Source organism: Streptomyces sp. 2-1 (genome assembly GCF_048564895.1).
Lineage (GTDB): Bacteria > Actinomycetota > Actinomycetes > Streptomycetales > Streptomycetaceae > Streptomyces > Streptomyces phaeochromogenes.
In genome coordinates, this window is the sequence record NZ_CP183383.1 from 1,831,496 (window position 1) to 1,856,467 (window position 24,972).

Here is a 24,972-nt window from a genome sequence, read left to right on the forward strand (position 1 = left end):
GCCATTTCACGTGATGGTTCTCGTCGATTCGACGGCCCATCGGATGATGTCGCAGACCCCGGAGATTTCTTCGGCGCCTATGACCGATCCGGTCGGGAGTGACAGGACCCGCTCGGAAAGCCCCTCGGTGTGCGGCAGCGGCAGCGGCGCGTGGATCCCGGGGTGGCTGCGGTAGGGCTCGTGCCGGTGGCATCCGGGGTGGAAGTAGCGGCGGGAGCGGACGTTGTGGTGCTCCAGGATTTCGTGGACGCGGTCCCGGTGGATGCCCGCAGCCGTCTCGTCGATCTCGATGACGACGTACTGGTGATTGGCGCGCTCCCCCGGTGCCTGCCGGCGGACGCTGACGCCGGGCAGTCCGTCGAGGCCCTGCTCGTACCTGCGGTGGTTGAGGGTGTTGTGCGCGATGAGGGCGTCGATGTTCTCCAGTGAGGTGAGGCCCATCGCCGCGCTGGCCTCGCCCATCTTGGCGTTGGTGCCGTGGGACTGGACGAGGCCGTCCTCTCCGATGCCGAAGTTGCGCATGGCCCGTGCGCGGGCGGCGATCCCGGGGTCGTCGGTGACCAGCGCGCCGCCCTCGAAGCTGTTGATGAACTTGGTGGCGTGGAAGCTGAACACCTCGACGGAGCCGAATCCGCCGAGTGGCCTGCCGTGGTAGGTGCTGCCGAGGCCGTGCGCGGTGTCGAACATCAGAGGCAGGCCGGCGCCGGCGGCGATGTCGGTCAGTTCTTCGACGGCGCAGGGCCGGCCGAAGACGTGCACGCCGAGGATGCCGCCGGTCGCCGGTCCGATCAGTTCCTTGACCAGGGCCGGGGACAGGTTGGCGGTCTCCTCGTCCACGTCGCAGAAGACCGGGGTGACGCCGATCCAGCTGAGCGCGTGCGGGGTGGCGACCCAGGTGAAGGCGGGGACGATGACCTCCGTCCCCGGCTCGATGCCACAGGCCCGCGCGGCCAGTTGGAGGGCGATGGTGCCGTTGCACGTGGCAACGCAGTGAGCGGTGCCGGCCAGGGCCGCCACCGTCTCCTCAAGCTCCATAACCAGCGGGCCGTTGCTGAGCCAGCGCCGGTCCAGGGCGGTATCGATTCTCTCCTGGAGGCGCTTGCGGTCGCCTATATTGGGGCGGCCGACATGCAGCGGCTCCGGGAATCGCGGTAGTTCGGACACGGGTCGAGCGTAAATAGGGGAACGCCGGACGGATAACCCCTAGGTCGAACGAGCCCACCCCTACCGTGCCGAGTTCACAAGGGGTCGCTCCCCTAGCGCGCCCTCCTCGCCCCCTATTCCGGACCCTGAATAGCGGCTGGGACAACCGACCTGCACCATTCCTCTTTCAACGCCGATCGGCAATTACTACGCTGGCCGCGGTCAGCCACAATTTCCCAGAGTGCCACAAAGGGGTCTCCCATGGCCGATCCATTTTCCGCGCCGCCGTCGCTGAAACCGCCCGACCAGCAGACCGCGGGCAGAATCGCCGCGCGGATCGCCGAGTCGACGCTGTCGGACGAGGGAGTGGTCACCAGCACGGAGGAGTTCCGGCAGTGGTTCGCCGAGCGGCGGCGCCGGGACACGGCGCTCGTGAGCAAGGCTCCGCTGTCCGAGCTGTCCGGCTGGCGGACCGAGCCGGACACCGGGAACCTGGTGCACGACACGGGGCGGTTCTTCACGGTGGAGGGCGTGGAGACGCAGGTGGTGTCCGACGGGCTGCCGCAGACCTGGAGCCAGCCGATGATCCACCAGCCGGAGATCGGGATTCTCGGTTTCCTCACCCGGGAGTTCGGCGGTGTCCTGCACTTCCTGATGCAGGCGAAGAACGAGCCGGGCAACCACAACGGTGTGCAGCTGTCGCCGTCCGTGCAGGCCACCCGGAGCAACTACACGCGGGTGCACCGGGGCAACGCGGTCCCGTACGTGGAGCATTTCCAGCAGGCCGAGCAGCACCGGGTACTGGCCGACGTGCTCCAGTCCGAGCAGGGTTCCTGGTTCTACCGCAAGCGCAACCGGAACGTGGTGGTGGAGCTGGAGGAGGACGTCGAGGTCGGGGAGAACTTCTGCTGGCTGACGCTGGGCCAGATCCATCGTCTGCTGGCCACCGACGACGTCATCAACATGGACTCCAGGACGGTGCTGGCCTGTCTGCCCTTCGTCGGTGCCAGCCTCGCGTCGGCCTTTCCGCTGGCCGACGATCTGCGTTCGGCGGTCACGCGGTCGTGCAGTGACGAGCAGGGCAGTCTGCACTCCACGGCGCGGATCCGCAGCTGGCTGACCGAGATGCGCGCCGAGACCGAGGTGCGCGCCCGTCGGGTGCCGCTGCGCAAGGTGGCCGACTGGCAGCGTTCGGAGTTCGACATCGCGCACGAGGACGGCCGGTTCTTCCGGGTCGTCGGGGTCGATGTGCGGGTCGGGAGCCGGGAGGTGAGGCAGTGGTCGCAGCCGATGATCGAGCCGTGCGGTCCCGGGGTGATCGCCTTCCTGGTCACCCAGTTGGACGGGGTGCTGCACGTGCTCGTCAACGCGCGGGTCCAGGGCGGGCTGGTGGACGGGATCGAGCTGGCGCCCACGGTGCAGTGCACACCGTCGAACTATCTGCCGGGGCCGCGTCCGGCGCAGCTGCGGTTCCTGGAGACGGTGCTCGGCGCGGGCCGGGACCGGATCCGGTTCGACAGCCTCCAGTCGGAGGAGGGCGGCCGTTTCTATCACGCGCGCAACCGCTATCTGATCGTGGAGCTGGATGCCGACCACCGTGTCGAGGACGACTCCTTCCGCTGGGTCGCCCTGCATCAGCTCGCCGAGTTCCTGCGGCACAGCCACTACGTCAACATCGAGGCCCGCAGCCTGATCGCCTGTCTGTACAGCTTGATCGGGTCGACCGAGGAGGTGCGGTGAGATGACCGCCATGCCGTACGTCCAGTTGGGCCGGACCGCGCTGCGGGTCTCCCGGCTCAGCCTGGGCACGCTCAACCTGGGAGTGCGCACCACCAAGGACGAGGCGTTCGCCCTGATGGACGACGCCCTGGACCGGGGTATCAACGTCTTCGACACGGCCGACCAGTACGGCTGGCAGGTGCACAAGGGGTTCACCGAGGAGCTGATCGGCGAGTGGCTCGCCCAGGGTGGTGAGCGGCGCGAGCGGGTGGTGCTCGGCACCAAGGTGTTCAACCCGATGACCGACCGGGTCAACGACCAGGGCCTGTCGGCCCGTCACATCATCGCCGCCTGCGAGGACTCGTTGCGGCGGCTGCGTACCGACTGGATCGATCTGTACCAGATGCACCATGTGGACCGGGCGGCCTCCTGGGAGGAGGTCTGGCAGGCCATGGAGGTGCTGGTGCAGCAGGGCAAGATCCGTTACGTCGGCTCGTCCAATTTCGCGGGCTGGCATCTGGCCGCGGCGCAGGAGGCGGCCCGCCGGCGGCACTTCCTGGGTGTGGTGTCCGAGCAGTGCGTCTACAACCTGGTGACGCGCCATGTGGAGTTGGAGGTGATTCCGGCCGCGCGGGCGTACGGGATCGGGGTGCTGGTCTGGTCGCCGCTGCACGGTGGGCTGTTGAGCGGCGCGCTGCGCAAACTGGAGGAGGGCAGCGCGGTCAAGACGGCGCAGGGCCGTGCCATGGTGGCGATGGAGACGTGGCGGGAGGAGATCACCCGCTACGAGAAGCTGTGCGAGCGGCAGGGCCTGGATCCGTCCGAGGTGGCGCTCGCCTGGCTGCTCGGCCGTCCCGGGGTGACCTCGGTGGTGGTCGGACCGCGCACCGCCGGGCAGTTGGACGGGGCGTGCCGGGCGCTGTCGCTCACCCTGGACGAGGAACTGCTGGGCGGTCTTGAGGAGTTGTTCCCGCCGGTCGGCAACGGCGGGCCCGCTCCGGAGGCATGGGCATGGTGAGCCGGGTGCTGGTCACCGGAGGGGCCGGGTTCATCGGCTCGCACTATGTGAGGACGCTGGTGGCCGGTGGCTATCCGGCATGGGCGGGGGCCGCCGTCACGGTGCTCGACAAGCTCACCTACTCGGGGAACATGGACAATCTGGCGCCGGCCGAGGGCGGGTTCAGCTTCGTGCACGGCGACATCTGCGACACCGAGCTCCTCGCCGAGGTGGTGCCGGGTCATGACGTGGTGATCAACTTCGCCGCGGAGACGCATGTGGACCGTTCCATCACCGCGTCGGGCAGGTTCGCGCAGACCAATGTGATGGGCACGCACCGGCTGGCGCTGGCCTGCCTGGACGCGGGCGTCGCGCAGTTCGTCCAGGTGTCCACGGACGAGGTCTACGGCAGCGTGGCGGAGGGCTCGTGGCGGGAGGATGCCCCCGTCTCGCCCAACTCCCCCTACGCGGCGGCCAAGGCGGGCGGCGATCTGCTGGCGCTGGCCTGTGCGCGCACTCATGGCCTTGATGTACGGGTCACCCGTTGCGGCAACAATTACGGCCCGTACCAGTTTCCCGAGAAGGTGATTCCGCTCTTTGTCACCAGTCTTCTGGAGCGGCGCAAAGTGCCGTTGTACGGGGACGGAATGAACACCCGGGACTGGATCCATGTGGACGACCACTGCCGAGGAATCCAACTGGTGGCGGAGCGCGGCGCGCCGGGCGAGGTCCATCACATCTCGGGGGACACGGAATTGACCAATCTCTCGCTCACCGAGCGGCTGTTGCGGGCCCTGGACCTGGGGCCGGAGATGATCGAGTGGGTTGCCGACCGCAAAGGCCACGACCGGCGTTACTCGCTGAACGGCGACAAGTTGCGGTCCCTGGGCTTCCGTCCCACGACGGGTTTCGACGAAGGGCTGGAGGCCACAATCCGCTGGTACATGGACAATCCGGGCTGGTGGAAGCCGCTGTTGGCGCATCCGCGGTAGCCGCCTGGCCGGATCAGGACCACACCGAACACCCCCTGCGGCACGCCTCCACCCTGTCCATCCCGGCCACCTTCTCGTCCCGTACGAAGGCCTGGCGCACCGGAATCTCGTCCGTACCGCACCGGATCGGAAGGTACCGCTTCTGTATCGCTTCAGGAATTGCGTGATCCATCCATTCAGGAATGACGTGCTCCGCGCAGGCAGGGAATGACATGTTCCGCCCCTTCGGGAATGACAATTGCTCATGAAGATCACTCGGCGCCCGAACGTGTTCCGGCCGGTCCGCCGCTAGATCGCGCGGCCGGGCCCGAGAATTAACCGACGAGTAACGTGCGGAGATCCCTGACGCCCTCGGCCCCCGGGGGGCGTGCTCCGGCGCGCGCGCAACTCCCGGCGGTGTCGCCCCACCGGTTTCCGACCTACTCAACTAGGGCTTGGAGTAGAGGGAATTAGGGGCGTAGGGTCTGGTACCGAGGACGCACGGACGGGGCGTGCGGCTGACTGGTGAGGCAACCGTGCGATGTGGTTGTGCCTGGCTCCGCTTGAGTCGTTGCCGACGCCGTAGCCGTCAGTGTCCTTTTGCAATCAGTCACAGAGTTCACTCGCACCACAGCGACGTCTTCACGTCGTGAGGAATTGACTCAGCAGACCGACCAGAATCGAGGCACTCCCGGGATCATCACAGAACGGGGGCAGGGGGACGCATGTTTCTGATCGAGCGTGCACGAGCGCTTTCACATCTACAGGATCTTCTTCAGGCTGCGCAGGACAACAGAGGCAGCATCGCAGTAATCACCGGACCGGTCGCCGTAGGAAAAACCGAACTGGCGCATTCCCTGGTTCAGACAGCGGAAAAAGAATTGGGAGTAGTGGTACTCAACGCCCAGGCACTCACGGCCGAAGGTCCCGATCAGGCGGGAATCTTCGAGCAGCTCGCCCAGGGACTGGAATCGACATACGGAGAGGCGGCCGACCCCGGTCCGCCCGACGTGAACGGATCGCCGGCGGAACGCAGTGACCGCCAGATCGCGGAGGACATCGTCCGCTTCTCCCGCAGCGCGCCGCTGCTGGTCGTGGTGGACGACCTGCATCACGGCGATCCCGAATCGCTGGCCGGTGTCCTCCATCTGGTCCGGCTCGCCCGGACCGCCCGGATCATGGTCGTGCTGGTGCTTCCGGACTGCTCGCGTCTGGACATCCCGCTCTTCCACGCCGAGTTACTGCGCGAGCCGCACTGCACCCGGTTCTCGCTCTCGCCGCTGTCCTCGGCCGGAGTGCTCGAAGTGGTGGCCCGGAGTCTGGACCCCGGCACCGCGGAGCGCACCGCCGAGGACTACCACCGCTTCAGCGGCGGCAATCCCCTGGTGCTGCGCGCGCTCATCGAGGAGTCGCGCGGCACCGAACCCGCAGCGGCGGAGGAGCATGGACGGGCGGACGAGGGCAGGGTGCGGGCCGGGCAGATCTCGGCGCTGGCCGTCCTGACCTCCCTGCACCGCAGCGGCCCGGAGGCGGTGGACGTGGCGCGCGGCATCGCGTTACTCGGCCCGGTGGCATCAGTGGAGATGCTGGCGCTGCTCCTCGGCTCCAGCACCGACCTCGTCGCCTACCGGATCAGGACGCTGCGGGATGCCGGGATCCTGCACGAGATGCGGTTCCGCCACCCGGGAGCCGCCGAAATGGTCCTGGGAGACCCCGAGTTCGGCCAGCTGCAGGCCACCCATTACCGGGTGGCCCTGTTGTTGGAGGCCGAGGGGTTCAGCCCGTCGCGGGTGGCCCGGCATCTCGTGGCTGCCGGGACCACCACCGGGGCGTGGACCACCTCGGTGCTGCGGGAGTCGGCACAGGAGGCGATCGGCCAGAACGACTGGGCCTTCGCCGCCGTGTGCCTGGAGCTGGCCATGCGCGGACCGCTCGACGAGGAGGACAAGGGCCTGGTCATCACCGAGCTGATCAGGGCCCAGTGGCGGCTGAACCCGGCCCGGGTCATCAAGTACCTGCCCCAGTGCTACGAGTTGCAGCGCAAGGGCATGATCCCGGACCGGGATCTCGTCTCCCTGACGGGGATCTTCCTGTGGCACGGCCGTGCCGAGGAGGCGGCGACCATGCTGGCCGACGCGGCCGGCCGGGCCACCGACCCGGCCGAGCGTGCGGAGCTCCACTGCTTCCTGAGCTGGGCGACGATCAGCTATCCGGAGCTGCGTGCGCGGATGGCCGAGGCCGACGGCTCGCTGTTCGACCGTCTCTCCGAGGCGGTCGACCCCGGCTCCCTGCGCCTGCAGGGGGCGTTGCACGCGGCCTTCGGCGCGCAGGGCCGCAGCGATGTCGGCACACTCACCGAGTCCGTGCTCAGTGAGCGGGTCACCCACAGCGAGGCGGTCGCGACCGTGCTCCAGGTGCTGGTCTACGCCGACGAGCTGGAACTGGCGGAGGAGTGGGACCGCCGGGTCATGGCGGACACGGCGGAGCCGGGGCCGAGCAGTTCACGCGGCGTCCACCACGCGATCCGCGCGGAGATCATGCGCCGCAGAGGGGATCTGACCGCGGCCGAATGGCACGCGGAGACGGCCCTGAAGCACATGGCGCCCCGGGCCTGGGGAGTGGCCCTGGGGCTGCCGCTGGCCGTGCTGGTGTCCGCCCACACGGCACGCGGCAATCTCGCCCAGGCGGACGAGTACCTGTCGTGGATCGTGCCCCAGGAGATGTCCCACACGCTCTACGGTGTGGCTCATCTGCACGCCCGGGGCCGCTACCGGCTGGCCGCCGGTCAGCACTGGGCCGCCCAGCAGGACTTCCTGTCCTGCGGGGAGCTGGTGACGCGCTGGAACATGGACGTGGCCTCGTTCGTCCCGTGGCGGCTGGGTGCGGCCGAGGCCGCGCTCGCACAGGGCGACCGGCCGGAGGCCAGGCGTCTGGTCGAGCAGCACCTGCGACAGCCCCACGGCAGCCTCCCGCAGAGCCGCGGCGCGGCCCTGCGGGTGTACGCGGGCGCCGTGGACGGCCATCGCAGGCTGACCGCGCTGACCGAGGCGGCCGAGCTGCTGTCCGAGGGGAGCAACTGGCACCAGCGGTTTCTGGTGCTGACCGACCTGAGCCTGGCCTACCAGGACCTCGGGGACTCCCAGCGGGCCCGCGCGACCGGCGAGCAGGCGTGGCGCAGCGCGATCCGCTGCGGGGCGGAGCGCCTGGCGCGCACGCTGCTGCCCCACTCCAGCACCGCCGCCCGTCCTGAGCCGACCGAGCTGCCCGCCTGGTCGGTGATCGCCTCGGCGCAGCTCAGCGAGGCGGAACTTCGGGTGGCGGAACTGGCCGCGGCCGGGGACACCAACCGGGAGGTCTCCCGGAAGCTGTTCATCACCATCAGCACGGTCGAGCAGCATCTCACCCGGGTCTACCGCAAGTTGCAGCTCTCCGGGCGGGCGGATCTGCAGCGCTACCTGGCCGGGGACAGCACGGTGGGTTCGGTGGCCGGCCACTCCGGCTGACGACCGTCGCGTCCACGGTTCCCTAGGGGGCAGACCGGCCGATTAGGGGTGGAAGCGGGTGGATGGCGTACGTAGCCTGCGTGCGTCACCCACCCGCATCCCACGGGTCGGTGTGCGTCGCCCACCCGCGCCCCGCGGGTCGGTCCGCTTCCGAGGAACTGAGGTGATCCCCCATGGCCGCGACCACCGGCACCCGAGGCAGGGTGCGGTTCGGGGAGTGGCAGACCTGGTACCGGGTGACCGGCGACCTGGGCTCCGGCCGACCGCCGCTCGTCGTCGCGCACGGGGGGCCGGGGAGCACACACGACTACCTGCTGGGGCTGGCCGCTCTCGCCGAGGAGGGCTGGCCGGTCGTCCACTACGACCAGCTGGGCAACGGCGGCTCCTCCCATCTGCCCGACCGCGGCGCGGACTTCTGGACGGTGTCGCTGTTCCTCGACGAACTGGACAATCTCCTGTCGGGTCTGGGCGTCGCGGACGACTACGCGCTGCTCGGCCATTCCTGGGGCGGAATGCTGGCCGCCCGGCACGCGGCGGGCCGGCCGCCGGGGCTGCGCGGGCTGGTCGTCGCGAGTTCCCCGGCGTCCTATCCGCTGTGGCTGCGGGAGATGAAGGTGCTGCGCGACCGGTTGCCGCCCGGGGTCAACGACACCCTGCTGCACCACGAGGCCGCGGACACCACCGAAAGCCACGCATACCTCAAGGCGATGCGCTGCTTCTACGACCGGCATGTGTGCCGACTGAAGCCCTGGCCGCGGGAATTCATGGCGTCGTTCTACGAGATCTACAACGACCCGACCGTCTACTTCACGATGAACGGGCCGACGGAGTTCCACGTCATCGGGACCCTGCGGGACTGGTCGGTCGTGGAATGCTGTCCGGACATCGCCGTTCCCACACTTCTGACCTCGGGCCGGCACGACGAGGCGACACCGGTCACGATGCAGCCGTTCGCGGACCTCATTCCCGACGTCCGCTGGGAGATCTTCGAGGAGTCCAGTCATGTACCGCACATCGAGGAGCCCGAGCGGTTCCGGACGGTATTGTCCGAATTCCTGAACGGGCTCCTCGCCTGATGCGCGGATCAGACCGCAGGCGCGCTCAGATCGCGCAGTACGGCCCAGAGCGTCGCCGGCGTCGCGAACGTCTCCAGGGTCAGCGCGTCGTCGGCCAGCCTGAGACCGTAGGCATTCTCCAGCGCGCTGAGCAATTCCACCGTTCCCAATGAGTCCAGGCCGAGATCGCGCAGTGTCGCGTCCTCGTCCAGGAGCTCTTCGGGACCGAGAAACGGCAGATACCTGCGCACGATTTCCTCGAACCGCTCATCCCACATGGTGACTCCGTAGAATCGCGAAATCCTCAAAATCCAACGGGTACATCACATCGGGAACGCGCAGGTCCGGGCAACCCTTAACGCCCCCAGAGGGAAATTCGGCCGCATAGGGGTGGCTAGGGGTCTTTCGGCAGGCCACCGCCTCCTTAGTGTGCGGCTTCGGAAAGCTCTCGACAGAACTCCCCCGGAAAACGGGGAGGTCGGCGCGAACGGGAGGGAGCACATGAAGGAACTCGCGGTTTCGGACGTCGCCCCGCGGAAGGCGGCGGCCGACGGCGGGCTGGTCCACGAGCTGCTGGAACAGGCCGTGTTGACGGCGGCGGACGCCCCCGCGGTGCGCGACTCCGGCGGGATGTGGACCTACCGGCGGCTGAGCGGGCTGAGCCAGGCGTTCGGAGCCTGGCTCGACGCCCGGGGCGTGGGCCACGGCGACCGGCTCGTGGTCCAGGCGCCCAGCCGCCGGGAACTGGTCGCGATGTTCTACGGCGCCGTCTCCCGCGGTGCCGTCCTCGTCCCGCTCAACCCGGGGATGAAGGCCTTCCACCTGGAGTCCGTGCTGGCCAACGCCGAGCCCGCCCTGGTGATCGGAGCCGGGCCGAACACCGGGCGGCTGCGGGAACTCGCGGCGGTCCCGGTGCATGACCAGGCCGAGTTGTGGCCGGAGGTGGAGGAACTGGCCAACGGCGTCCCGCCGGCACCGACCGCCGAGGTCCACCCGCAGGACATCGCCGTCCTCGTGTACACCTCGGGCAGCACCGCCGCACCCAAGGCCGTGGTCTGCCCGCACGCCCAGATGACCTTCGCCTCGCGGGCCATCGACGAGGTCCTCGCGTACCGGCCGGACGACGTGGTGTTCTGCCGGTTCCCGATCTCGTGGGACTACGGGCTCTACAAGGTGCTGCTGAGTTGCATCGGCCGCAGCGAACTGGTGCTGGCCGACGAGGAGTCCGACCTGTCCCTGCTGCGGCGGATGCGGGAGACGCGCGCCACGGTGGTGCCGATCGTCCCCTCGCTGGCGCAGATGATCGTCTCGCTCGCCCGGCGCGGTCCGGGCGCGCTGCCGCCGGTGCGGATGTTCACCAACACCGGGGCAGCCCTGCCGACTTCGACGATCCGGGCGCTGCGCGAACTGTTCCCCGGTGTCCGAGTGGTCCGCCAGTTCGGCCAGACCGAGTGCAAGCGCGTCTCGATCATGCCTCCCGAGGAGGACGAGGAACGGCCGGGCTCGGTCGGGCTGCCGCTGCCCGGCACGCGGGTGCTGATCCTGGACGCCGACGGGCAGCAGCTGCCGGCCGGGCAGACCGGCGAGATCGTGGCCACCGGCCCGCATGTGATGCCCGGCTACTGGCGGGTGCCCGAGCAGACGGCCCGCGCGTTCCGCAGCGACCCGGTGACCGGCCGGCCACGGCTGCACACCGGCGACTACGGGCGGCTGGACGACGACGGCTACCTGTACTTCGAGGGCCGGCGTGACGACATGTTCAAGCGCAAGGGCATCCGGATGAGCACGGTGGAGATCGAGGCCGCGGCCCTGGACGTACCGGGCGTGCGGGCGGCCGCCGCCCTTCCTCCCGCCGACGGCACCGATCTGGCGATCGTGGTGGAGGGCGAACCCGAGGTCGAACCACACCTGGTCCTGCGGGAGTTGGCCGCCCGTCTGGAGCCCGCGAAGGTGCCTGCGGTGTGCCGGGTGGTCGCCGAGCTTCCACTGACCACCCACGGCAAGAACGCCCGCCGGGAACTGACGGCGCTGCTTGAGGAGACCGGTCCGTGAACCGCTACGCGGAGCTCGCCGAACGCTTCGGAACCCCGCTGTACGTCTACGACCTCGACGAGGTGGAGGCCGCCAGGGCTCAGCTGTTCGATGCCCTGCCGGAGGGCAGCGGCGTGTACTACGCGCTCAAGGCCAACCCGCACCCCGACATCGCCCGTGCGCTGCGCGAGAGAGGCGGCGGCTCGGGCGGAGGCGGGGCTGCCTGCCGGGCGGAGATCTCCTCCGGCGGGGAGCTGGCCGCGGCCCTGGAGGCGGGCTTCGACCCGGCCGACTGCCTCTACACCGGGCCGGGCAAGACCACCGCCGAGCTGGAACACGCCCTGGCCGCCGGAGTGCGGATGTTCTCCACCGACTCGGTCACCGATGTTCAGCGGGTGGGCGCCGCCGCCGCGCGGCACGGCCTGGTCGCCGACTGCCTGCTGCGGGTCAACGGCGCGCTGGCCGGCGCCACCACCGGCATCCGGATGACCGGCCGGCCCTCGCAATTCGGCTTCGACGTCGAGCAGTTGCCCGAGGCAGTGCCCCGACTGCGCCGCACCGAGGGTGTCCGGCTGGCCGGGCTGCACTTCTTCCCGCTCAGCAACGCCGAGGACGAGGCCGGCCTGATCGGCGAGTTCCAGCACACGCTCGTCCAAGCCGCCAAGATCGAGCAGGAGTTGGACCTGCCCCTGGCCGTACTCGACCTGGGCGGCGGGTTCGCCGCGCCCTACGGGGTACCGGGCACCAGGAGCAGCTACCCGAAGCTGCGGTCCGAGCTCCAGTCGGTCCTGGACACCCATCTGCCGGGCTGGCGCGGCGGCACACCGGCCATCGCCTTCGAGTCGGGGCGGTACCTGGTGGCGTGCGCGGGCACCCTGCTGCTGGGCGTCACCAACGTCAAGAAGGGCCGGGACCGCACCTTCGTCGTCCTGGACGGCGGCATCAACGCCTTCGGCGGCATGTCCGGCCTGGGACGGCTGCTGCCCGCCGCCGTGGCGCTCGACGGTGACGGTGCCCCGCCCGTCACGACCGCCAGCCTGGTGGGGCCGCTGTGCACCCCGGGCGATGTGCTGGGCCGGGATGTGGACGTACCCCTGCTGCGGCCGGGCGACGTGGTCGCCGTGCCCAACGCCGGTGCCTACGGCGTCAGCGCGAGCCTCCTGGCGTTTCTGGGCAGACCAGCACCCACCGAAGTGGTGGTGCGTGGCCGCGAGATCGTCTCGGTGTCGCGGCTGGAGTACCGGCGCTCCCCGCTGCCGACGGACCCGACGGACGCGATGGGCCGGATGGACCGGATGGATTCACCCGACTCGCCCGACTCTCCTGAGCCGACGGAGTCGACGTGGTGAACGAACCGGCGAGGCTGCCCGCCCCGCGCGGCACGGTGATCATCAGCAGCGTCGCCTCCGACGCGCACACCTGGAACCTGGTGCTGCTCCAGCTGCTGCTGGAGGAGATGGGCTACCACGTGATCAACCTGGGCCCGTGCGTTCCCGACGCGCTGCTGGTCGAGGAGTGCGTCCTGCGCCGGCCCACCATGGTGGTCATCAGCAGCATCAACGGCCATGGCTACGCCGACGGCCTGCGTCTGGCGCCCCGACTGCGGGCCCGGCCGGAACTGGCCGCCACGCCCATCGTCATCGGCGGCAAGCTCGGCGTGGTCGAGGACGCCACCGAGCGCGACCGGCAGTCCGCGGTCCTGCTGGAGGCCGGTTTCGACGCCGTGTTCGCCGACGCGCACGCCACCGACCTGTGCCGCTACCTCCGCTCCGGGGATCCCGCTGGAGATCCCGCCGGGGAGCCCGTCGGCCAGTCCACAGGGACGTCCGTAGGGCCGTCCGCCGGGCCGTCCGCCGGACAGGCGGTGCCGCGGACGGTGGCCGGGGCACCGGGCCGGCCGTGAACAGCCGGCACCGCGTCCCCGCGCTCCGCGGCGTCGATTTCGGGGAGTTCGTCAGGCGGCGGGCCGCGGCCGGGACGCTGGTCGTTCAGCCCCGGATGGGCTTCGACGACCCGCGGAAGATGCGGGCCGGACTGTCCGCCACCAAGTCGGCCGCCGCGGCGACCGTGGGCACCGTGACCCTGGACAGCTACACCCGGCTGCGGGACGACACCGCGCTCGCCGACGCCCTGGCCAGGGGCCGCCGGCTGAACGGCTACCCGATCGTCGCCCACGATCCCGCGGTCACCGCGGCAATGCTGGCGGGGCTGTACGGCCCCGACTTCCCGGTCCAGGTCCGGCACGGCTCGGCGGTGCCGCAGGACATCTTCGAGGCACTGGTCGCGCTGCGCCTCAACGCCACCGAGGGCGGTCCGGTCTCGTACTGCCTGCCCTACGGGCGCACCCCGCTGACGGAGTCGGTGCGCAACTGGACCCAGTGCGTGCGGCGGTTCGCGGAACTGCGGGAGGAGGGCGCCGAGCCGCATCTGGAGACGTTCGGCGGCTGTCTGATGGGTCAACTGTGCCCGCCCGGCCTGCTGGTGGCGGTCTCCGTACTCGAAGCGCTGTTCTTCCAGCAGCACGGGGTACGCAGCGTCTCGCTCAGCTATGCCCAGCAGACCCACGCCGGGCAGGACCGGGAGGCGGTGGCCGCGCTGCGGCGCCTGTGCGGCGAGCTGCTCCCGGCCGGGAGCTGGCACGTGGTGGTCTACGCCTACATGGGGCTGTACCCGGTCACCGTCCAGGGCGCCTACCGGCTGCTGGGGGCGGCGGCCGAACTGGCGGTGCGTTCCGGGGCGGAACGGCTGATCGTCAAGACGGTCGCGGAGTCGCGGCAGATCCCGCCGATCGAGGAGAACGTGGCGGCACTGGAGTTCGCCGCCGCCACGGCGGCCCGTACCGTCCGCGACGGCCGGTCCGACGCCGAGGACAGCGAGACCTACCAGGAGGCGGCGGCACTGGTCCACGCGGTGCTCGGCCTGGGCCCCGACCTCGGTGGTGCGCTGGTCCGGGCGTTCGAGCGCGGCTATCTGGACGTCCCCTACTGCGTGCACCCCGACAACCGTGGGCGCACCCGCAGTCACCTCGACGGCGAAGGCAGGCTGCGCTGGGCCGACCCGGGAGCACTGCCGCTGGCACGGCACGGCCGGACCGGCGCGGCCCGCCGGGTCACTTCGGCCGAACTCCACGCCGATCTGCACTTTGTGCGCAGGGCCTTCGACGGCGCCGACGAGGAGCGAGTGGCCCTCACGGGCGGTTCGGCCGCCGTACCGGTTCAGGACGGTCTCCCCAACGGCTCCCCGGAGATCGCCCGGGCAGAGGGTTCCTGACGGTGTGTCGGTGATAATCGGAGTATGTGGCTGTGGGTCCTGGGCGAGTTGAGGGTGCTGCGCGACGACCTGAGCCCGGTCGAGATCCGCGGTCCCCGGGCCCGCTCACTTCTCGTCCTGCTGGCGCTGCACGCCGACCGGCCGGTCACGGTCGACACCCTGATCGACGGCCTGTACGGCAGCCGTCCTCCGGGAGACGCGCTCAACGCGCTGCACTCGCAGGTCTCCAGGCTGCGCCGCGAGTTGCGCAAGGCCGACCGCCGCGAGCTGGTCGAGTCCCATGCCGCCGGGTACCGGCTGGCGGCCGACCCGCAGGACATCGACGCGCACCGCTTCGAGCGGTTGAGCGCGCACGGCAGACGCGAGCTGGCCGCGGGTGACCCCGGCCGGGCCGCCGAACTGCTGCGCGAGGCACTGGCCCTGTGGTCCGGGCCGGCCCTCGCCGGACTGGACGGGGCTCCGTTCGCCCGCGCGCAGGCGGTGCGCCTGGACGAACTGCGGCTGGAGGCCCTGGAGGACCGGGCCGAGGCGGATCTCGCTCTGGGCAGACATCGTGAACTGGTCACCGGGTTACGGCAGTTGGTCGCGGACCATCCGCTGCGCGAGCGCCCGTACGGACAGTTGATGCGTGCGCTCCACGGCTGCGGCCGGCGTGCCGAGGCGCTGGCGGTCTTCCAGGAGCTGCGCCGTACGCTGGCCGAGGAGCTGGGCAACGATCCCTCCGACGAACTGTGCGCGGTGCAGCTGGCGGTGCTGCGGGGCGACGCCTCGCTGACCCCGGCGGCCCCGCCGGTCCCGGCCCCGGTCTCTGTTTCGGCCTCGGCCCCGGTCTCCACCGTCGGCATCCGCACCCCGCTGCCCGCGCAGCTGACCAGTTTCGTCGGACGCCGTGACGAACTGGAGCGGGTGGGCCGGCTGCTGGGGCCGCTGGAGCGCGGCGGGGGCGCCCGGCTGGTCACCGTGGTCGGTCCCGGGGGCGCGGGCAAGACCAGGCTGGCGATCGAGGCCGCGGGCCGGGAGGCGGGCGCCACCGCGTTCGTCGACCTGGGCGGCACCCGGGACAGCCCCGGGGTGCCGCAACTGGTGCTGAACGCGCTGGGCATGCGGGAGGGCGTGCTTGCCCCCGGCGGGCGTCAGGGGCAGCCGCCGGACGCCGTCGAGCGGCTCACCACCGCGCTGTCCGGCACGTCGGTGCTGCTGGTGCTGGACAACTGCGAGCACGTGATCGAGGAGGCCGCGGCGCTGGTGCACCGGCTGCTGAGTTCCTGCCCCCGGGTGCGGGTGCTCGCCACCAGCCGGGAGGCGCTGGGCATCACCGGCGAGATGCTGTGTCCGCTGCCGCCGCTCGCCCCGCCGCCGGAGGGGGTCACCGCGCGGCGGGCGACGGAGTATCCGGCGGTCCGTCTGTTCGCCGACCGGACGGCCGCGGTGCGCCCCGGCTTCCGGGTGGACGAGGAGAACGTGTCCGCCGTGGTACGGATCTGCCGCGCCCTGGACGGTCTGCCGCTGGCGATCGAGCTGGCGGCGGCCCGGGTTCGCGCGCTGCCGGTGGACGCCGTCGCGGCCCGCCTCGACGACCGGTTCCGGCTGCTGAGCCAGGGCAGCCGCACGGCCTCGCCGCGCCATCAGACGCTGCGCGCGGTGGTGGGCTGGAGCTGGGACCTGTTGGAGGCGGACGAACAGCGACTGGCCATGCGGCTGACGGTGTTCGCGGGCGCCTTCACCCTGGAGGCGGCGGGCAGCGTGTGCGGGCTGCCGGACGCCGAGGCGGTGGAGCTGCTCGCCGGGCTGGCCGACAAGTCGCTGATCGAGGGCAACGGCGGGCGTTACCGGATGCTCAGCACCGTACGGGCGTTCTGCGCGGAGCGGCTGGCCGAGGCGGGCGAGGAGGAGCGGCTGCTGCGCCGGCACGCGGAGTACTTCGCCGAGCTGGCGCGGACCGCCGAGCCCCACCTGCGCGGAGCGGGACAGCTGACGTGGCTGTCCCGGCTGGCCGAGGAGCACGCCGATCTCCAGGCCGCGCTGCACTGGGCGGTGCGTGGCGATCAGGAGTTGGCGCTGGCCATGATCGCCGCGCTGTCGTCGTACTGGTGGCTGCGCGGGCTGCGCACGGACGGCGCCTCGGCCTCCGTCGAGCTGCTGCGGGAGATCGGTACGGGACCGCCCGCCGGGCTGGAGGAGGAGTACGTCCTGTGCGTGCTGAACGCGGCGGCCGGAGGCGAGGCGGGCGGGGCGCTCCAGGCTCATCTGGCGCGTGCCGAGACGGTGATGGCCGAGCCGTTCTGGCCACCCCGGTATCCCTTTCTGACCGTGCTCTGGGTGATGGGCACGGGGCTGCCGCGACCGCTGGAGGTGTCCGGGCTCCTGGAGCACTCCGATCCCTGGTCGGGAGCGCTGGTCCGGCTGGGCCAGGGGCACATGGCGCTCTTCGGCGGCGAAGTGGCGGAGGCCGAGCGGCAGTTCGAGCGGTCACTGGGCGAGTTCCGGTCCCAGGGGGATCGCTGGGGAACGGTGCTCTGTCTGGCGGAGCTGGCCATGCTGGCGGGCTGGCGGGGCAGCCCGGAGCGCTCGCAGACGCTGTACGACGAGGCGCTGGAGCTGGCGGGGCTGTTGGGCGCGGTGGAGGACATCGCCGACCTGCTGTGCCGCAAGGGCGACGGGCTGGTGGCCGTTGGCGAGTTCGGCCGGGCGCGGGAGGCGTACGAGCGGGCGGCCGGGACCGCGCGGGAGAACGGGGCGCCGCAGCGTCCCGCGGCCGTCGAGTGGGGCCTGGGCGAGATCGCCCGGCTGGGCGGCGATCCGCGGGAGGCCCGGCTGCGGTACGAGGCGGCGCTGGGGGCGTGTGCCACCGGCTGGTTCGCGGTCGAGGAGCTGCGGGCCCGGGTGTTCGTGGCGCTGGGCCGGATCGCCGAGGCCGAGCGGGATCCGGCGCGGGCCGCCGAGTGGCACCGGCGGGCGCTGGACGTGACGATCGGTCACAACCTGGCCGGTGCCGCGGAGGCCGTGGAGGCGCTGGCCGGCGCCACGCTGCTGACCGGGGACGTGGCGCGGTCGGCGGTGCAGCTCGGTCTCGGCGCCGGTCTGCGGGGGATCTCCCGTGCTCACGACCCGGACGTGGCGCGTATCGCCCGGCAGGCGGCCGACCGGCTGGGCCCGGACGCCTACCGGGCCGCCTACGGGCGGGGCCGGACGATGGACCGGTCGGAGGCCCTGGCCTTCCTCGACCACGCCCCTGGGTGACCGCGGGGGCACCTGGAGGGCGCGGGTGGCGGAGAACACGGGTAAGCCGGCGCCGCCCCTTCCCGGTCAGAGGAAAGGAACTAGCGGCACCGGCTTGCCAGTTGGCCCGGTCGGCGGTTCATGGTCCAGCGCGGTCGTGGACCGTGTTTCCAGGCCGGTCGATAGCTCGTCTTCCCGGGCCGGTCGGTGGCTCGTGCTCCCGGCCCGACCGCTGGTTCACTTTCCTGGCGCGGTCATCGCCGGTGACCCGTCCGAGCCGTCCGCGGCATCCGGCTCGGCCTCGGTGGCCGCTCCGCCGGAGCCGTTCGCGACACCCGCGACACCCGCGACGCCCGCGCCGTCCTTGGCGGCCGGACCGCCCGAGCCGTCCGAGCCGGTCGGGTCAGCCGGGTCGCCGTCGGACGTCTCCGCGATCACCTTGGGCACGTTGCGCAGCGCGACCAGGGCGAACACCGCGACACAGGCGATCACCCCGGCGGCGACGAGCGCGGTGGCATGGAAGGCGTCGATGAACGACTGCCGTGCCGATTCCAGGACTTGGTCCGCCACGTCCGGTGGCAGCGAGGCGGAGGTCAGAACCGCGGTACTGATCGACTCCTCGACGGCCGGCACGGCATCCGCCGGCACTCCGGGCGGCAGGTCCAGCCCGCGGGCGTAGGCGGCGTTCAGCACGCTGCCGAGCACGGCGATGCCCAGCGCGCCGCCGACCTCCATGGACGTCTCCGAGATGGCGGCCCCGGATCCGGCCCGTTCCTTGGGCACGGTCGCGAGGACGGTGTCGCCGGTGACCGTGAACGCCATGCCGAAGCCCAGCCCGGCCGGCACCATGGCCAGTACGAACACCGGGTAGTTGAGCGTCAGACCGGCCATCGTGTAGCAGCTGATGCCGACCGCGGCCAGCCCCATCCCCAGGAAGACCACGCGGGCCCGTCCGATGGCGGTGATCAGGGGCGCCGCGAGCACCCCGCCGAGTGTCGCCCCGGCGGCGCCCGGCAGACCGGCCAGACCGGCCTTCAGCGGCGACCAGCCCAGCACCGACTGGAAGTACTGCGCGAAGATCAGCGACTGGGCGACCATCGCGAACATGGCGAACATGTTGGTGCTGATCGCCCCGGAGAAGGCGATCCGGCGGAAGAGCCGCACATCGATCAGCGGATGGCTGAGCCTGGTCTGCCGCTTCACGAAGACCGTCAGGGCGACCACGCCGACGAGCGCCGTCACGCCCACGCCGACCTGGGCCACCCCGTCCTTCGCCGCCTCCTTGATCGCGTACACCACAGCGATGAGACCACCCACCGACAGCACCACGCTCAGCGGGTCCAGCCGGCCCGGTGAGGGGTCGCGCGACTCGGGCAGGATCAGGAAACCGGCCACGCCGATCGCCAGCAGGATCGGCAGGTTGATCAGGAAGACCGAACCCCACCAGAAGGAGTCGAGCAGCAGCCCGCCGACGATGGGGCCGACCACGAACCCGGACGCCGACACACCGCTCCACACGCCGATCGCCGCGGTGCGCTGTTTGGGATCGGTGAAGACGTTGCGGATGATCGACAGCGTGGAGGGCATGATGGCCGCGCCGGCCACGCCGAGCAATGTGCGCGCCACGATGAGCAGTTCGGCGCTGGGCGCGTACGCCGACAGCACCGAGGCGACCGCGAACGCGCCGGTGCCGAGCAGCAGCAGCCGCTTGCGGCCGATACGGTCGCCGATCGAGCCCATGGTGATCAGCAGACCGGCCACGACGAAGCCGTAGATGTCGGCGATCCACAGGATCTGTGTGCCCGAGGGCCCCAGATCGGTGACCAGGGCGGGCACGGCCAGATGGAGCACGGTGAGGTCGACGGTCAGCAGGAGGACCGCCAGGCAGGCGATGGCCAGTGTGGCCGCCTTCTGGAAGCTCCCGACGGCAGGTGAGGATTCCATGGGACTGAGTCTCCCTAGTTGGTCTTACCGCCCACGCACCGGCCGCTTACCGCTCGCGCACCGTCCGTGCGGGGTCAGGACAGTTCTTCGGCGACTGCGCGCACGTACGCGCCGTATTCGGAGGAGGGCTGCCGGCTGCCGAGTTCGTGGCAGGCCGCCGCGTCGATGAAGCCCATCCGCAGCGCCACCTCCTCGACGCAGGCGATCCGGACGCCCTGCCGCTGCTCCAGCACATGTACGTACTGTCCTGCCGCCAGCAGTGAGCCCGGGGTGCCGGCGTCGAGCCAGGCGAAGCCCCGGCCCAGGTCGACCAGCCGGGCCTTGCCGCGCCGCAGGTAGTGCTGGTTGACGTCGGTGATCTCCAGTTCGCCGCGGGCCGAGGGCCGCAGGTTCTTGGCGATGTCGACAACCTCGTTGTCGTAGAAGTAGAGGCCGACGACGGCCCGGTTGGAACGCGGCCTGGCCGGCTTCTCCTCGATCGTGATCAGCCGGCCGTCCGCGTCGGTCTCGCCCACGCCGTACCGGTGCGGGTCGTCCACGGGGTAGCCGAAGAGCACACACCCGTCGATGTCGTCCGGGGAGTTCCGCTGGAGGGTCTCGTAGAAGTTGTGTCCGTGGAAGATGTTGTCGCCCAGTACCAGCGCGACCGGGTCGTCGCCGATGGCGTCGGCGGCCAGCACGAACGCCTCGGCCAGGCCGCCGGGCACCGGCTGCTCCACGTAGTCCAGCCACAGCCCCAGATCGGAGCCGTCGCCCAGCAGCCGCCTGATCTGCGGCAGGTCGGCGGGGGTGGAGATGACCGTGATCTCGCGGATCCCGGCCAGCATCAGCGCCGACAGCGGGTAGTAGATCATCGGCTTGTCGTTGACCGGCAGCAGTTGCTTGGACACCGCGACGGTCACCGGATGCAGCCGGGTCCCGTGACCGCCGGCCAGCAGGATGCCCTTCATGCGTTTCATGGGTCCGGCCGCGCCCGGCCGCGGGGGCGCCACGGGACGCCCCCCGGTGTCAGGTGTGACCGGCATGGTGGTCACTCCGCCACGGGGCGCCGGCCGCCGCGCTCGGCCGCCAGCCGCTCCAGTTCGGGCACGATGTCGTGCGGGGTGGGCAGGGCCAGCAGTTCCGTGCGCAGCCGGTCGGCGTTCTGCCGGAACCCGGGTTCGGCCAGCAGCCGGGTCAGCTTCTCCCGCAGTGTGTCGGCGGTGAACTCCGACGGGTCGATGACCAGTCCCGCGCCCTGCTGCTCCAGCGCCGCCGCGTTGCCCTTCTCGTCCCACAGCCAGCCGGGGACGACGATCTGCGGAACTCCGTGCCGCAGGGCGTTCTGCAGGGTGCCCATGCCACCGTGGTGGATGATCGCCGAGCAGGTCGGCAGCACCTCGTTGAGCGGCACGAAATCGACGATCCGGACGTTGTCCGGCAGCCCCGACCCGGCCAGTGACTCGGCGGCCTCGGCCCCGGCCGTCGCGATCAGCTCGACCTCCAGGTCGGCCGCGGCGGCGAGCAGGTCGGCGATCGGGAAGCCCTCCTTGTAGGCGCCCGGCAGCGACAGCCCCAGAGTGAGGACGACCCGGGGCAGCTTGGGCCGCTCGTGCACCCAGTCGGGCACCACGGCGGGCCCGTTGTACATGACCGGGCGGACGGGCATCCGGTCCAGGCCGGCCGGGACGCGCACCCACGACGGGAGCGGGTCGATGGTGCGCTGGCCGACGACCAGGTCCTCGCCGAAGACCCCGGCGCCCTCCGGGTCCAGGCCGAGCGAGCTCAGCCGCGCGGCCATCCAGCCCGCCATCGCGTCCATCCTGTCCTCCGGCTTCTGCTCCGCGCCACGCTCCAGGAACACCTCGCGCATCCGGGCCCAGTGGTCGGTGCCGAACAGCAGCCGCGCGTGGGCCGCCCCGCAGGCGCGGGCCACCACCGGGCCCACGTAGGTCATGGCGTCCCAGACCACCAGGTCGGGCTGCCACTCGCGGGCGAAGCGCGCCAGGTCCTCCAGCATGGTCTGGCTGCCGACACCTTCGGCGACGTAGGTGTACGCCCCGAACGTGTCCCGGACGTACTCCCAGGTCAGCTTCTCCGGGTCGGTCTCGGTGAGGTCGTAGCCGGTCCCGTAACCGGGCTCGCTGCTCTCCGCGGACTGCTGGGACCGCTGGAGCAGGGCCAGTTCCTCGCCCACCGGGACGGCGGTGAGCCCGGCACGCGTGATCGTCTCGGTGAGGTCGGGCTGACTGGCGACCCGCACCTCGTGCCCCGCGGCGCGCAGCGCCCAGGCGACCGGAACGGAATTGTAGAAGTGCGAGTCGAGGGCCAGGACTGTGAAAAGCACGCGCATGCGAATTCTCCCGTCGGACACGGAATGCCGAGTTGCGACGGTATGAGGGGTGCCCCGGGCGGCCAACCCCTAGGAGGATCCAGCGGCCCTTAACCCGCCCCCGACGTATGCCCGTTGGCGTTAGGGGTTCTCCCGCGCCGCTCCTTCCCTCATATTCGGGCGCAGCGCAACGGAGGGTGAGTGGATATGCAGGGTGATTCCCGTACGGGTGCCCGGTCGGGCTCAGCGGTGGTGTTCCCCGGTATGGGGGCGTCGTCCTTCGCGGACGTGGGCAGGTTCATGGTGGCCAATCCGTTCGCCCGCCGCCGGGCGGCGATCGCCGGGGAGGTCCTGGGCTACTCCCTGATCGACCGGTACCGCGACTCCGAGCACGACTACACCGAGGCGGCGCAGGTGGCGTTCCTGGCCAACTGCCTGGCGCTGGCCGAGTGGGCCGAGGCGGAGCTCGGCATGGCGCCGCAGCTGTGCGCGGGGCCGAGCTTCGGCGGCAAGACCGCCGCCGCGTACGCCGGCTGTCTGCCGTTCTCCGAGGCCGTGCTGATGACCGCCCGGCTCGCGCGCTGCCAGGAGGAGTACTTCGCCTCCGAGCACCGCGACGTGGTGACGCTCTCGTTCGTCCGCACCCCGCGCGCGGGGCTGGACGAGGTGCTGGGCGAGTTGGACGAGCGCAACGAGTGGCACGACATGGCCTGTTACATCGACGACGACTTCCACATGGTGTCGCTGCGCGAAGCGGCTCTGGAATGGTTCAAGGGCCGGATCCGTGCCCTCGGGGGCATGTCGCTGTACACGATGCGCCCGCCGCTGCACTCCGTCGCGTTCGGCGCGCTGCGCCGCAAGGCCGAGGACGAGGTGCTCGGCAGGCTGCCGTTCGCCGATCCCCGCCTGCCGGTGGTCTCGGACCACGACGGCACTCTGCTGCGCACCGGCGACGAGGTCAGGACGCTGCTGCTGGACGGCATCGTCCGGCCGCTCCGCTGGCCCACCGTGGTGGACACGCTCCTCGGCCGGGGGGTGGGCACGGTCCATGTCGCCGGTCCGGACAATCTGTTCGGGCGGGTCAGGCGCACCACCGCCCACTTCGAGGTCGTACGGGTCAATCCGCGGCTGGCGCTTCAGCCGCGGCGGCCGGCCGCGGTCCGGGCGGGAGGAGACGCACGATGACCGGGGCGACTTCCCAGGCCTTGCTCGGTGCCTACGGTGCTGCCCTGCACGCCCGTTTCCTGCGCGGTCTGGCCGTCGCCCCGCGCCGGGCGGCGGTGCGCGGCCCCGGCTGGTCGCTGAGCTACGAGGCGCTCCACGAGCGGGCTCTGACCTGGGCGGGTGCGCTGTTGAGGGCGGCGGGGCACCGGCCGGCCGCGATCGCCGTGCTGGCCGCCAAGGGCCCGCACGCCTATACCGGGGTGCTGGCGGCGCTGTACGCGGGCGCCGCCGTGGTGCCGCTGAGCACCGACTTCCCCGCCGCCCGGACCCGGCACATGCTGGAGGCGGCCGGGGTGTCCGCGGTGATCGCGGACGCCGCGGGCCGCGCCGCGCTCGCCGAGGCGCCCGGTCCCGCCCCGGGCATCCCGGTGCTGGCCCCCGACGAGGTGCCGGCCGGCTCGGTGCCGGTCGACGCGGCGTACGCACTGGACGAGCCGCTGCCTGCCGACGCCGGGGACACGGCCTATGTGCTGTTCACCTCCGGCTCCACCGGGCGCCCCAAAGGGGTGCGGATCTCGCACGGCAGCACGGACCACTACTTCCAAGTCCTCGACGCGCGCTACGACTTCGGCCCGGAGGACGTCTTCTCGCAGACGTTCGACCTGAACTTCGACTGCGCCATGTTCGACCTGTTCTGCGCGTGGGGCGCCGGCGCCACCGTTCAGCAGCTGCCGGCCGCCGCCTTCCGCGACGTACCGGCGTTCGCGGCCGAGGCGGGGCTGACCGTGTGGTTCTCCACCCCGAGCGCCATCTCGCTTGTCCGCCGCACGGCCGGTCTGGACGCCGGAGCCCTGCCCGGCCTGCGCTGGAGCATCTTCGCCGGTGAGGCGCTGAAGTGCGCCGACGCCGCCGACTGGCAGCGCGCCGCGCCCACTTCAACCGTGGAGAACCTGTACGGCCCGACCGAGCTGACGATCACGATATGCGGCTACGAGTGGTCGCCGGAGACCTCTCCGGGCCTGGCCGTGCACGGCATCGTCCCGATCGGCGCCGTACACAAGGGACATGACCATCTGCTGGTCGACGCGGACTGCGAGCCGGTGTCCGGCGAGGGCGAACTCATCATCACCGGCCCGCAGATGACGGCCGGTTATCTGGACCCGGCCGACCACCAGGGCCGGTTCGTCACGCACGACGGGCGCACCTGGTATCGCACCGGCGACCGTGTCCGCGAGGTCGCCGACGGGGTCCTGGCCTATGTGGACCGGCTGGACGCCCAGGTCCAGGTGCAGGGCTGGCGCGTGGAGCCGGCCGAGATCGACCAGGCGCTGTGCGCATGTCCGGGCGTCGAGGAGGCCGTCACCGTGGCCGTGCCCACGGCCGGCGGCGACCTGGAGCTGGTCGCCTTCTACACCGGCCGCCCGACGCCCGCGAGCCGGCTGGCACGGGGACTGCGCGGCGCCCTGCCCGATCGGCTGATTCCCCGCCGCTACACGCACCTGGCCGCGTTCCCCCTCAACGCCAACCGCAAGATCGACCGGGGCGCGCTGCGGGCCAGGGCCGCCGGGCCGCTCGGCCCGACGGAACCGGCCGACGTCCCCGCACGGGTGCCCCGGCCTGCGCCTAGGGGGCAGTAGGGGTGGGG

The 24,972-nt window shown here is 71.3% G+C and carries 17 protein-coding genes; 12 read left to right on the forward strand and 5 right to left on the reverse strand.

The genetic code is table 11. The annotated features are described in order from the left end of the window. Positions 1 to 6: 6 nt before the first annotated feature. On the reverse strand, positions 7 to 1,164 hold the full coding sequence (locus ACN20J_RS08120; protein ID WP_419665607.1) for a DegT/DnrJ/EryC1/StrS family aminotransferase: 1,158 nt from the start codon (positions 1,162 to 1,164) through the stop codon (positions 7 to 9). A 240-nt stretch (positions 1,165 to 1,404) separates the two neighbouring features. Here ACN20J_RS08120 and ACN20J_RS08125 point away from each other — a divergent pair, with 240 nt between their 5' ends. The 5 genes from ACN20J_RS08125 (at position 1,405) to ACN20J_RS08145 (ending at position 9,409) form a co-directional block, all read left to right on the forward strand. After that, positions 1,405 to 2,883, forward strand: a complete 1,479-nt coding sequence (locus ACN20J_RS08125) for an NDP-hexose 2,3-dehydratase family protein (protein WP_361999906.1) — start codon at positions 1,405 to 1,407, stop codon at positions 2,881 to 2,883. 10 nt (positions 2,884 to 2,893) lie between these two features. Continuing rightward, positions 2,894 to 3,880 carry an aldo/keto reductase gene (locus ACN20J_RS08130; RefSeq protein ID WP_419668853.1) on the forward strand — a complete coding sequence of 329 codons (987 nt, stop codon included), beginning with the start codon at positions 2,894 to 2,896 and terminating at the stop codon, positions 3,878 to 3,880. Next, positions 3,874 to 4,851 (forward strand): dTDP-glucose 4,6-dehydratase, encoded by a 978-nt coding sequence (gene rfbB, locus ACN20J_RS08135; protein WP_419668854.1) that lies wholly within the window; start codon positions 3,874 to 3,876, stop codon positions 4,849 to 4,851. Before ACN20J_RS08130 ends, rfbB begins: the two co-directional genes overlap by 7 nt. A 704-nt stretch (positions 4,852 to 5,555) precedes the next feature. Beyond that, entirely contained in the window at positions 5,556 to 8,333 is a 2,778-nt protein-coding gene (locus ACN20J_RS08140; RefSeq protein ID WP_419665608.1) for an AAA family ATPase, read from the forward strand. Between the two features lie 173 nt (positions 8,334 to 8,506). Next, the gene (locus ACN20J_RS08145) at positions 8,507 to 9,409 is read left to right on the forward strand and encodes a proline iminopeptidase-family hydrolase (RefSeq protein WP_189845232.1); all 903 of its coding nucleotides are present in this window, start codon (positions 8,507 to 8,509) and stop codon (positions 9,407 to 9,409) included. An 8-nt stretch (positions 9,410 to 9,417) separates the two neighbouring features. On the opposite strand, the gene ACN20J_RS08150 is transcribed toward ACN20J_RS08145, so the two are convergent. Continuing rightward, a complete protein-coding gene (locus ACN20J_RS08150; protein WP_055614058.1) occupies positions 9,418 to 9,666 on the reverse strand; it encodes an acyl carrier protein in 249 nt (82 codons plus the stop codon). A gap of 223 nt (positions 9,667 to 9,889) precedes the next feature. Between ACN20J_RS08150 and ACN20J_RS08155 the strand changes: the two genes are divergently transcribed. From ACN20J_RS08155 to ACN20J_RS08175, 5 genes are read left to right on the forward strand one after another with little or no spacing between them, the layout of a single operon-like run. After that, positions 9,890 to 11,440 (forward strand): AMP-binding protein, encoded by a 1,551-nt coding sequence (locus tag ACN20J_RS08155; RefSeq protein WP_419665609.1) that lies wholly within the window; start codon positions 9,890 to 9,892, stop codon positions 11,438 to 11,440. Then, on the forward strand, positions 11,437 to 12,768 hold the full coding sequence (locus ACN20J_RS08160; protein WP_419665610.1) for a type III PLP-dependent enzyme: 1,332 nt from the start codon (positions 11,437 to 11,439) through the stop codon (positions 12,766 to 12,768). Before ACN20J_RS08155 ends, ACN20J_RS08160 begins: the two co-directional genes overlap by 4 nt. Next, on the forward strand, positions 12,762 to 13,322 hold the full coding sequence (locus ACN20J_RS08165; protein ID WP_419665611.1) for a cobalamin B12-binding domain-containing protein: 561 nt from the start codon (positions 12,762 to 12,764) through the stop codon (positions 13,320 to 13,322). The genes ACN20J_RS08160 and ACN20J_RS08165 overlap by 7 nt, the downstream gene beginning before the upstream one ends. Beyond that, entirely contained in the window at positions 13,319 to 14,689 is a 1,371-nt protein-coding gene (locus tag ACN20J_RS08170; RefSeq protein ID WP_419665612.1) for a methylaspartate mutase, read from the forward strand. Before ACN20J_RS08165 ends, ACN20J_RS08170 begins: the two co-directional genes overlap by 4 nt. A gap of 24 nt (positions 14,690 to 14,713) precedes the next feature. Then, entirely contained in the window at positions 14,714 to 17,929 is a 3,216-nt protein-coding gene (locus ACN20J_RS08175) for an AfsR/SARP family transcriptional regulator (RefSeq protein ID WP_419665613.1), read from the forward strand. A gap of 216 nt (positions 17,930 to 18,145) precedes the next feature. On the opposite strand, the gene ACN20J_RS08180 is transcribed toward ACN20J_RS08175, so the two are convergent. From ACN20J_RS08180 to ACN20J_RS08190, 3 genes are all read right to left on the reverse strand, one after another. Further along, positions 18,146 to 19,852, reverse strand: coding sequence for an MFS transporter (locus ACN20J_RS08180; protein ID WP_419665614.1), 1,707 nt, complete (start codon positions 19,850 to 19,852; stop codon positions 18,146 to 18,148). 74 nt (positions 19,853 to 19,926) lie between these two features. Continuing rightward, positions 19,927 to 20,802, reverse strand: a complete 876-nt coding sequence (gene rfbA / locus ACN20J_RS08185) for a glucose-1-phosphate thymidylyltransferase RfbA (protein WP_055614064.1) — start codon at positions 20,800 to 20,802, stop codon at positions 19,927 to 19,929. 80 nt (positions 20,803 to 20,882) lie between these two features. Further along, positions 20,883 to 22,184 carry an activator-dependent family glycosyltransferase gene (locus ACN20J_RS08190; RefSeq protein WP_189845240.1) on the reverse strand — a complete coding sequence of 434 codons (1,302 nt, stop codon included), beginning with the start codon at positions 22,182 to 22,184 and terminating at the stop codon, positions 20,883 to 20,885. 186 nt (positions 22,185 to 22,370) lie between these two features. Here ACN20J_RS08190 and ACN20J_RS08195 point away from each other — a divergent pair, with 186 nt between their 5' ends. Together ACN20J_RS08195 and ACN20J_RS08200 are read left to right on the forward strand one after the other, a co-directional pair. Beyond that, a complete protein-coding gene (locus ACN20J_RS08195; protein WP_189845241.1) occupies positions 22,371 to 23,348 on the forward strand; it encodes an ACP S-malonyltransferase in 978 nt (325 codons plus the stop codon). Then, complete coding sequence (locus ACN20J_RS08200) at positions 23,345 to 24,964, forward strand: AMP-binding protein (RefSeq protein WP_419665615.1); 1,620 nt, start codon at positions 23,345 to 23,347, stop codon at positions 24,962 to 24,964. Before ACN20J_RS08195 ends, ACN20J_RS08200 begins: the two co-directional genes overlap by 4 nt. The last annotated feature ends 8 nt before the right edge of the window (positions 24,965 to 24,972 follow it).